This is a genomic window from uncultured Marinobacter sp., from assembly GCF_963974375.1.
In the GTDB taxonomy this organism is placed as follows: domain Bacteria; phylum Pseudomonadota; class Gammaproteobacteria; order Pseudomonadales; family Oleiphilaceae; genus Marinobacter.
Window position 1 is genome coordinate 1 of the sequence record NZ_CAXBDN010000205.1, and the last position, 8,177, is coordinate 8,177.

Sequence of the window (8,177 nt, forward strand, 5' to 3'; positions counted from 1 at the left end):
GCCCCGGGCGGACCAGAGATCTACCTCAAGGGTGGCAATGCCCGCCTGGTTCAGGTGTTTGGCGTACAGCGGCCCCCGGGTATCCACACCACCGGAGCCGTGGACAATCACCACGGCTGGCACTTGCCGCTCTTCCGACATGTTTTCAGGAAAGCTCAGGCGACCCGCTACTGAATGGCCTGCCTCGGGCACCTCAAAGGCCACATACCGGTAGGCTACGGGCCATTGGGTGGAGGGTCTCGGGTCCTGGCTGGCGGTCTCGTCGGCCACCGCCGGTAACGGTATCAGAGCGAACAGCAGTGTCAGACAAGGCAGGAATGTCCGGAACGGTTTCATGCGGTGATCCTCTCCCGCCTGCGGGCATGATGAAGTGCCTGATCAAGATCGGCCATGATATCCGCAGGTTCCTCAAGACCCACCGACAGCCGTACCAGCCCCGGGCCTATGCCGGCGGCAGATTTCTCCGCCGGACTGTAGCGGCAGTGAGTGGTGGACCAGGGATGGGTCACCATGGTGCGGGCATCGCCGATATTGGTACAGCGGGATACCAGGCCAAGCGCGTTGATAAACGACCAGGCCGCAGCCTGGCCACCCTTGAGATCGAAACTTAACAAGGCGCCGTGTCCGGATTGCTGACGTGAAATCAGGGACTCGTCGGGGCGGTTGGGCAGGCCGGTGTAGTACACGCTGTCAACAGCCCGATGACGCGCCAGCCACTGGGCGATGAGGCGGGCGTTGGCTTCGTGCAGCCGCATGCGGGCGTTGAGGGTTTCCAGGCTTGCGGCGAGCATCCAGGCGTTGAACGGACTCATACACATACCGGCGCTGCGTAACACCATCCGGATCGGTGCGATTAACGGTTCCGCTCCGGCTATCGCGCCCCCGACGCAGCGGCCCTGGCCGTCAATAAACTTGCCGGCGGACTGCACCACCAGATGTGCGCCGTGTTTCAGCGGCTGCTGGCAGACCGGCGACAGGATGGTGTTGTCGACAACCAGCAGTATTCCGTGGGTTTCCGCCAGATTGGCGAGAGCCCGGATGTCAGCCACCTCCATGGTCGGGTTGCCGGGCGTCTCCAGAATCAGCATTCGGGTTTCAGGACGGATGGCCTGGGCCCAGAGGCCGGTGTTGGTGATGGATACCGTCTCGCAGTCAACGCCAAACTGACCAAAATACTGCCGGAACAGGTGCGTGGTTGAGCCAAACATTCCGGCCCCGAGTAACAGGTGGTCGCCCTGACGCAGTAACGCCATGGCCAGAGCCAGGTAGGCGGCCATGCCAGAGGCCGTGGCGACTGCTGTTTCTGCGGCTTCCATGATCGCCAGTCGCCGTTCGAAATCGTTCACCGAAGGATTGGTAAAGCGACTGTATACGTTGCCCGGGCTGATATTGTTGAATCGGTCACTGGCCTGTTCTGCCGAGTCAAAATCGTACGCCGAGGTCATCCACAAGGGCGGTGAATGGGCATCGTGGCCATCTGCTTTGGGGCAGTGGAGGGCTTTGGTCAGTTCGCTCAGTGGCTGCATGGGAATTCCCTCTCTTTTGATGATGGTGTTCTGAATCACAGTGAGCCTGTCCCGGATTCCGAGCCCGGTGCCGCTCGTCCAATAGTGTGTGTCTGTTGCTGTTGCCGCAAAACCGGGTGCAACGCCAGTGCTGCCATGACCGACATCAGGCAGACCGCCGCTACGCCCAGGGTAGTGGCGGTGTAACTGCCGGTAGGGTCCCGAGCCAGGCCGCCGAGATAGGCGGTCGTGAACACCGCCAGCTGGTGAATGGTAAACAGCAGTCCGAACATCCTGCCCTTGATTGCCGCACCGTAGCACTGCAGGCACAGCAACGAGGTCAGAATGACGGTGCCCATGTAGGTCAGTCCGAAGATGGCTGAAAAGAAGAGGAAACTGGTGGCGGACTGATTGACTGCCAGCGACACAAGAATCAGTGTGCGCAAGCCGTAGAGTGCCGCCAGCAGGAGCGCAGGTCGCCCCCGGCCCGCCAGATAGCCGACCGCAAGAGCGCCCGCCAGTTCGAAAGCGCCCAGTACGCTGAGCGAAACCGCCACAGGAGAGAAAAGGTCACCTGCCAGCAGGGTTTCGGACAGATCGCGCCCGCAAAAGCCCGTTATGCCTGCCGACGCCACCAGGCCGGCGTCAATGCGTTCCTGCATCAGCGGTACGAAATGCAGATCGATGAACGCCATGGATGAACCACAACCTGCGAAACTGATGGCCAGCACCATGAAAACCGGCTGGCGGATATGGTGTGACAGACTGTCGGCCTGTGACGATGCATTGCTGGCCTGGCTAACCGGAGGCGAGGCATGGCCAACCGGCAGCCGCCGGCGGGCCCAGAGCAGGGGCAGGGTGACCGCCAGCAAAAAGGTAACGGCCAGCCACCCGGCCAGAACTGACCACTGCAGCCAGCCGTTGAACCAGACCCACAGCGGAGACAGCAGCATGAAGCCAATTGCGACGCCGTTGCTGATGGCCGCGTAGGCCAGACCCTTCTGGCGCTGGCTGAATACCCGGTCGATCCATACCCCCATGGGTACGAACGTCATGGCGGCAAGGGCGTAGGCCGCCAGAACACCATAGGCGAGCAGGAACATCGGGAAGCTGTCGAACAGTGCCAGCAAAGCGAACGCCAGGGCCGCTGCGGCAGCCCCGGAGATCATCGAGCGATAGGGGCCGTAGCGATCGCAAATGGCCCCGACAACGGGAGAAACCAGGCCGAGTACCAGGCCAAATAGCGCGCCGGTAAGCGCAAATTGCCCCCGCCCCATGTCGAACAGATCTGCGAGATCACGGAAATAGACCTGGTAGGCTCCCTTGACTGATGAACTCAGGAACATCACCCCGAAGCCAACCGCGATTACGCCCCAGAGCACCCGCGAAGGCAGTCGGGTGGCGTGATCAGGCATAGCCGGATTCCGGTGAATACAGAGTCTGGTAGATACCCTCGTACATGCCATAGAACAGGCGGCAGGTGTGGTTGACGGCCTCCAGTGCCTCGCTTTGCATGCGTTCAGTGGTGCACAGGTCCGCGACCAGATCGAGACCCTGGCGGACGTGTGCAACATCCTCTTTCTGGTGCACCGAAAAAAACAGCAGATCTTTTTCCTGCAACCCGTAAACCCGTCCGAGTATGGTGTGCCTGGCCTCTTCGCCGAGGGTTTCCAGATTCTGGCCCTCACTGGCCACCAGCACAGCGGCAGCACCGATGTGATAGCGCTCCGGATTGGTGCAGGCATCAAGCCGGTAATTGATCAGTTCGCGGGTTGCGGGCAGGGCTAAGGTGGCGTCCCGTTGCTGATCGGAGATTCCCAGGGCCCGAAGAAAGTCTTCCATCAGGTGGACATGGTTTTTGGTGCGGGACAGGCGCCCGGTTTCCTCTTCAAACAGATTGAAAAGCAGATGGCGCTTGTGCCTGGGCAAAGGGCAGTAGAAAAAAAGATGCTCGACATAGGTCAGGAAGTGCCGGGTGAGCTGATAACCCTGGAGCGCAACCTTGCGAAGCAGGTCTATGTCCGGATTATGGGCATCCAGCAGCAAGGGGAACAGCGGATGGCTGAGGGTCAGGTTGCGTTGCAGGGTTGCATTCAGCTGTTCGCGAAAAGCGTTACGTTCCATCGTCATGGTGATATCCCGGGTTGTTTGCTATCAGGGTGTTGTAGTTGCCGTTGCACTCTGGTTTTTTACCGCCAGCCGGCGGGCCACGCGAATCGCGAGATCATCCACCGCTTGCTGCATGTAGTGCCCGCGAAAACTCTGTCCGGCGTAACGGGCGTAGTCCTCCAGAACGCCGAAGGTCTCGAAGCCCCAGTGTTCCCAGAGGCGATGGGCCATCGAGCCTTCGCGGACATCAAGGGTGAGGCGGCTGATGCCGAGTTGACGCGCTCTGTCGGTAATCTGCCTGAGGGCCTCCTCCAGCAAACCCTGGCCGCGATACTCCGGTGCAATGGTGCCTTTCATCAGTTCCGCCAGATGACAGGTGGTGGGCACGGTCTGGGGTTTCATTACACAGCTGACCACCAGGCGTCCGTGGATACTGCCGATCAGCAGCTGGCCACCGCAATTCAGGGTTTGCTTGAGCTGTTTCAGGTAGCTGTTCTGGGCGCTTTCGGTCGCGCTGTCGTCAATTCCTAGAATGGCGTTATCTTCCGAGGTGCGGCAAAGCAGGCGCCATAGAGCACCACCCAATGCATCGATGGGAAGGGGTGAATCTATCCAGGTGAAGTGGCAGGTCATAGCAGGCTCCTGTGGTTGGGAGCAGTGTCCGCGTATGGCGCGAACCTGGAAAGGCGTTTTCGGGACACAAATACGGCGGAAATATGACAGGAATGCAACAATGAGAACTGGATCTTTCAGAAAGATCCGGACTTGAACCGGATGGTGGGTAAGCGCACCATAATTGTTCACGGGGCCATCAGGCCAGTGAGTATTCCCACTGACACGGGCCGCAGCTGTCGGCCCCACAGGAAATTGAAGGACGGAACCATGATCAAGAGACATGCCAGCAACACGCTGCTGACCATCGCCCTGGCCCTGGTCAGCACACTGGCCTTCGCCGGCAGTCTGACGGACAGGCAGATTACCGGCTACATTGCCGCCATGGCGGAGCTGGAGGCGTCTGACCATGCCTTTGATGAACACGATGCAGCCTGGGAGCAGCACATCGAAGAGCAGGGGCTCAGTTTCGAGACCATGGTGTCTGACTCGCTGACTTTCATGAAAACCCGCGACCCTGAATCCTGGAGCCTGGTTGAGCGGGCATCCCGGGACCATGGCTTTTCGTCAGTGGAGGAGTTTGCCGGAGTAGGGGACAGGATCATGCTTGCCTATATGAACATCGAATCCGCGGAATATGCGCCCATGATGGAAGCCACCATGCGGGAAACCCTGGCGGAGATCGAGGCAAACACCTTTTTGTCCGAAGAACAGAAAGCCGACATGCGCAAGATGATGCAGCAGAGCCAGAGCCAGATGAGTGCTGCTTTCGATGCGCCGAAAGCGGACGTTGAAGCCATAAGACCCCATCTGGATGCCATTCGCGAGGTCGTCGGTTTCGAGGATGAGGAAGACGATTGGTAAGGCCAGGTAACGGTTTTCCGGGGTCTCGCGTGGGGCTCCGGTAAACGGGCAGGTCAGTCAGGAAGAAGAGATAAAGAATTGATAATTATAGAAAAATGGCGGTGGGCCAGGGATTCGAACCCCGGGACGGCTATTAACCGTCGGCGGTTTTCAAGACCGCTGCATTAAGCCACTCTGCCAGCCCACCGTTTTTCCATATACTGCTTGCTGCCGTTGCGACAGCGTGGTGCATGATACCGGAATGAAAAGGCCTGTCAACGCCCTGTTTTATTCCGTTTTATCCTCGCTGCCCTCAGAAGCGGTACTCCAGTAACAGAGAGCCAAAGCTGTTGCGGGGATCTTCGCTCGCCGCAAGGTTGGATTCGTCAACAGATTCTGAAGACAGCCAGAGAGTTGCGTGGGCACCCCAGCGGGGGGTGGTGTAGTGCAGGCCCAGAATAAGCTGGCGGGTCCAGGTTTCAGGTTCGATAGCGTTCTGTTCGGTCCATTCGTTACCGTTCCGCAGCAGATTGCCGTCCAGAGCGATGCTGTGGAGTGTGCCGGTGAGCCTGACCGTGGCACTGCCATAAATATAGCGGGCGCCATCGGCTCTCAGGGTGGCGTCGCTGTCCAGTCCCCGCCCCGGGGGGTCCGGTACATAGGCGAATCCCGGTGGTTTTTTGCCTAACCTGAATTCCAGACCGGTCTGCGCGAACGTCAGCATATTGCCCAGGGCAAGGTCTCCGGTGACGGATGCGTCAACGTGGTTTTTATTGAACACCTTTTGCCGGATTGCGTAGTGCAGGTTGAGCAATGGTTCCGAGTCCAGCTGATTGCTCCAGCCCCTGGGGTTATCGCCGCCAAGAATGGTATGAACCCCCTTTTGTGTGGCTTCGGCGTGGGCATCGCTGCCGCCCCAGCCCAGCAGCCATTGAAAGCCGTAGAATCGCTCATCATTGAAGGCGTAAAAGCCATTGGACCAGAACAGCCCGCCGGCGTAGGGCACGTCGTTCAGAATCAGTTCGCTGGTTTCGATGTCGTCCGGGGTCTGGATACTCTGCCCGAACACCCAGGTTTCGCGATAATAGAGATCCCCTGACCGGGGCAGCAACGGGCCAGCCAGCACCTTGCCAAACGCAAGGGTGCCACCAGTGTCATGCAGGCTGTCTGCCAGTCGGGAGTGGTGATGGATGGCAACACCGTTGGTGAACTGGTTGTCGGAGGACAGCACCACATCGTTAGCCAGTTCCAGCTGAAAGCTGGCCTGGTCATCAATTGCGTGAGCTGTGACCGGCAACGCAGTGGCACTAAAAAGTACGAGCCGGGTTATCGGTTTCAGGGTGTAATAACGGGCCTGCCATGTCTCTGGGTCACGCCGGGCTGCGGGGGTCAAGGGATGCCTCATGGTCTGGGGTGGCGTTCAGTAATGCTGCGCCTTGTGGGTTCCGGACGTCAGCTCACGGGTCAGCAGCTGCTCGAACTCGTTCCGTTCCTGGCGGCATTGAGCAAGATCACTCCAGCGAAAGCTTGCCGTGCTGCCGGGGCGGCGTTGCGCAAGGCGGCTGCAGTCCAGTAACGATATGGCTCCGATTTTAGGATATCCACCAATGGTTTGGCGATCGCTCAGCAGTATCAGGGGCTGACCATCCCCGGGAATCTGGATGGATCCCAGAGGGATCGCCTCCGATACAATACCACCGGGGCCTGATGCCAGCGGAGGCCCTGACAGCCGGTAGCCCATTCGATCCGAATGCGGAGAGATCCGGTATTCCCGGGCCGTCAAAGTACGGCGATCCTGTTGTGAGAACAGCATGGTCTGTGCCGTTGGCAGAATTCTGAGTTCCACCGGTTCCTGATAATCGATCAGCGCCGGCGCCGGCACACGGGCGTCCCTGTGGGGCGGCTGGGGTTTGCAGGGCAGGCAGTCGCCGGCCCTGGCCGGTGCCAGGCCGGCCAGATGTTCCCGCATGACTACCGAGCGACTTCCCAGGAAGGTCGTTGTCTGCCAGCCTCCGGCTACGGCCAGGTAACTGAGCAGACCAGCCCGGGGAGCCTCCAGGCGTATGGTGTCACCAGCGCGGACTTCAAGCGTGGCGTTGCCGGGATGAGCACTGTTATTGATCAGAATGGTGGCTGCCGCCCCGGTCACCGCCAACGACATGCGGCAGAGTGCGGTCGCCTCAAAGCCTCCAAGGGTTATTTCCAGGCAGGCACAGCCGGGATCGTTGTCCAGTAGCCGGTTCGCCCACCGGAAGGCCTGGTAATCGGCGGGGCCTCCGGTGGCAAGGCCCTGATGCTGGTAGCCCATGCGCCCCCGATCCTGAATCAGTGAACGGGGACCGGGTTTGATGAGCTGAAGTCCCGGGGCCGGAAGGCTCACAGTTCACCTCCGAGTGCCAGGTACTCATGCCGGCTGAGGGGGAAGAATCGAACCCTGTCACCTACTTTCAGGACGGCCAGGGTGCGCTCATCAAATAACACCGAGGGACTGCGCCCGATAAGTTGCCAGCCACCGGGGGAGGCAACCGGATAGACCGCAGTCTGACGGTCGGCAATGCCAACGGCACCCCGTGGCACCCGTGTCCTCGGGGTTGCCTTCCGGGGGCCTGCAATGCGCCGATCCACCTGCCCGAGAAAACCAAAACCGGGGCTGAAACCCACGGCGAACACCTGATAGGTGCCGGCGGCATGAATCTCAATCAGTTCCGCGACGGACAGACTGCAGGCCCGGGCATGGGCTTCAAGGTCAGGCGCGACTTCCGGGCTGTAAAACACCGGGATCTGATGCAGCGGCACTGAATCAGAGGTCGTAATCGACGCTTGCCAGGTGGGAGTGGAGGTTTCAGTGGCCCAATGGGCAACAAGTCGCTCGAGATCACGTTTGAGCCTGCCGGTGTCGGTTGTCAGGGGGTCATAGGTGCAGAGAATCGTCGTGTAGGAGGGCACCATGTCCAGCAGCCGCGGCCCCAGAGAGGCCTCAATCTGTTCACACAGCAGGGCGATACGAGGTGTAAGCTGTTCATCGATCCGGTCACCGAGCGACAGCAGAATTGCATCTTCAGAAACAAGGCTGACCGTTGCTTTCATTGCACATCGGTCTGCTTGCGG

General features: G+C 59.8%; 9 protein-coding genes and 1 tRNA gene. 1 reads left to right on the forward strand and 9 read right to left on the reverse strand.

The features are described from left to right. From AAC035_RS15590 to AAC035_RS15610, 5 genes are all read right to left on the reverse strand, one after another. The coding region (locus AAC035_RS15590; RefSeq protein ID WP_339805746.1) for an alpha/beta hydrolase at nucleotides 1-336 on the reverse strand (336 nt) is incomplete at its 3' end. Beyond that, entirely contained in the window at nucleotides 333-1,526 is a 1,194-nt protein-coding gene (locus tag AAC035_RS15595) for an aminotransferase class I/II-fold pyridoxal phosphate-dependent enzyme (protein WP_339805748.1), read from the reverse strand. The genes AAC035_RS15595 and AAC035_RS15590, both read right to left, overlap by 4 nt. 35 nt (nucleotides 1,527-1,561) lie before the next feature. Next, nucleotides 1,562-2,920, reverse strand: a complete 1,359-nt coding sequence (locus AAC035_RS15600; RefSeq protein WP_339805750.1) for an MFS transporter — start codon at nucleotides 2,918-2,920, stop codon at nucleotides 1,562-1,564. After that, on the reverse strand, nucleotides 2,913-3,635 hold the full coding sequence (locus AAC035_RS15605) for an iron-containing redox enzyme family protein (RefSeq protein ID WP_339805752.1): 723 nt from the start codon (nucleotides 3,633-3,635) through the stop codon (nucleotides 2,913-2,915). The genes AAC035_RS15600 and AAC035_RS15605 overlap by 8 nt, the downstream gene beginning before the upstream one ends. A gap of 24 nt (nucleotides 3,636-3,659) precedes the next feature. Next, nucleotides 3,660-4,247, reverse strand: a complete 588-nt coding sequence (locus tag AAC035_RS15610) for a GNAT family N-acetyltransferase (RefSeq protein WP_339805754.1) — start codon at nucleotides 4,245-4,247, stop codon at nucleotides 3,660-3,662. A gap of 249 nt (nucleotides 4,248-4,496) precedes the next feature. Between AAC035_RS15610 and AAC035_RS15615 the strand changes: the two genes are divergently transcribed. Further along, a complete protein-coding gene (locus tag AAC035_RS15615; protein ID WP_339805756.1) occupies nucleotides 4,497-5,090 on the forward strand; it encodes a hypothetical protein in 594 nt (197 codons plus the stop codon). 96 nt (nucleotides 5,091-5,186) lie between these two features. Here the strand turns inward: AAC035_RS15615 and AAC035_RS15620 are convergent. From AAC035_RS15620 to pxpB, 4 genes are all read right to left on the reverse strand, one after another. Beyond that, nucleotides 5,187-5,277, reverse strand: a tRNA-Ser gene (locus tag AAC035_RS15620). Nucleotides 5,278-5,382: 105 nt separating this feature from the next. Continuing rightward, nucleotides 5,383-6,462, reverse strand: a complete 1,080-nt coding sequence (locus AAC035_RS15625; protein WP_339805758.1) for a lipid A deacylase LpxR family protein — start codon at nucleotides 6,460-6,462, stop codon at nucleotides 5,383-5,385. Between the two features lie 27 nt (nucleotides 6,463-6,489). After that, nucleotides 6,490-7,449, reverse strand: a complete 960-nt coding sequence (locus AAC035_RS15630) for a biotin-dependent carboxyltransferase family protein (protein ID WP_339805760.1) — start codon at nucleotides 7,447-7,449, stop codon at nucleotides 6,490-6,492. Continuing rightward, a partial coding sequence (gene pxpB / locus AAC035_RS15635) for a 5-oxoprolinase subunit PxpB (RefSeq protein ID WP_339805762.1) occupies nucleotides 7,446-8,177 on the reverse strand: 732 nt, incomplete at its 5' end. The genes pxpB and AAC035_RS15630, both read right to left, overlap by 4 nt.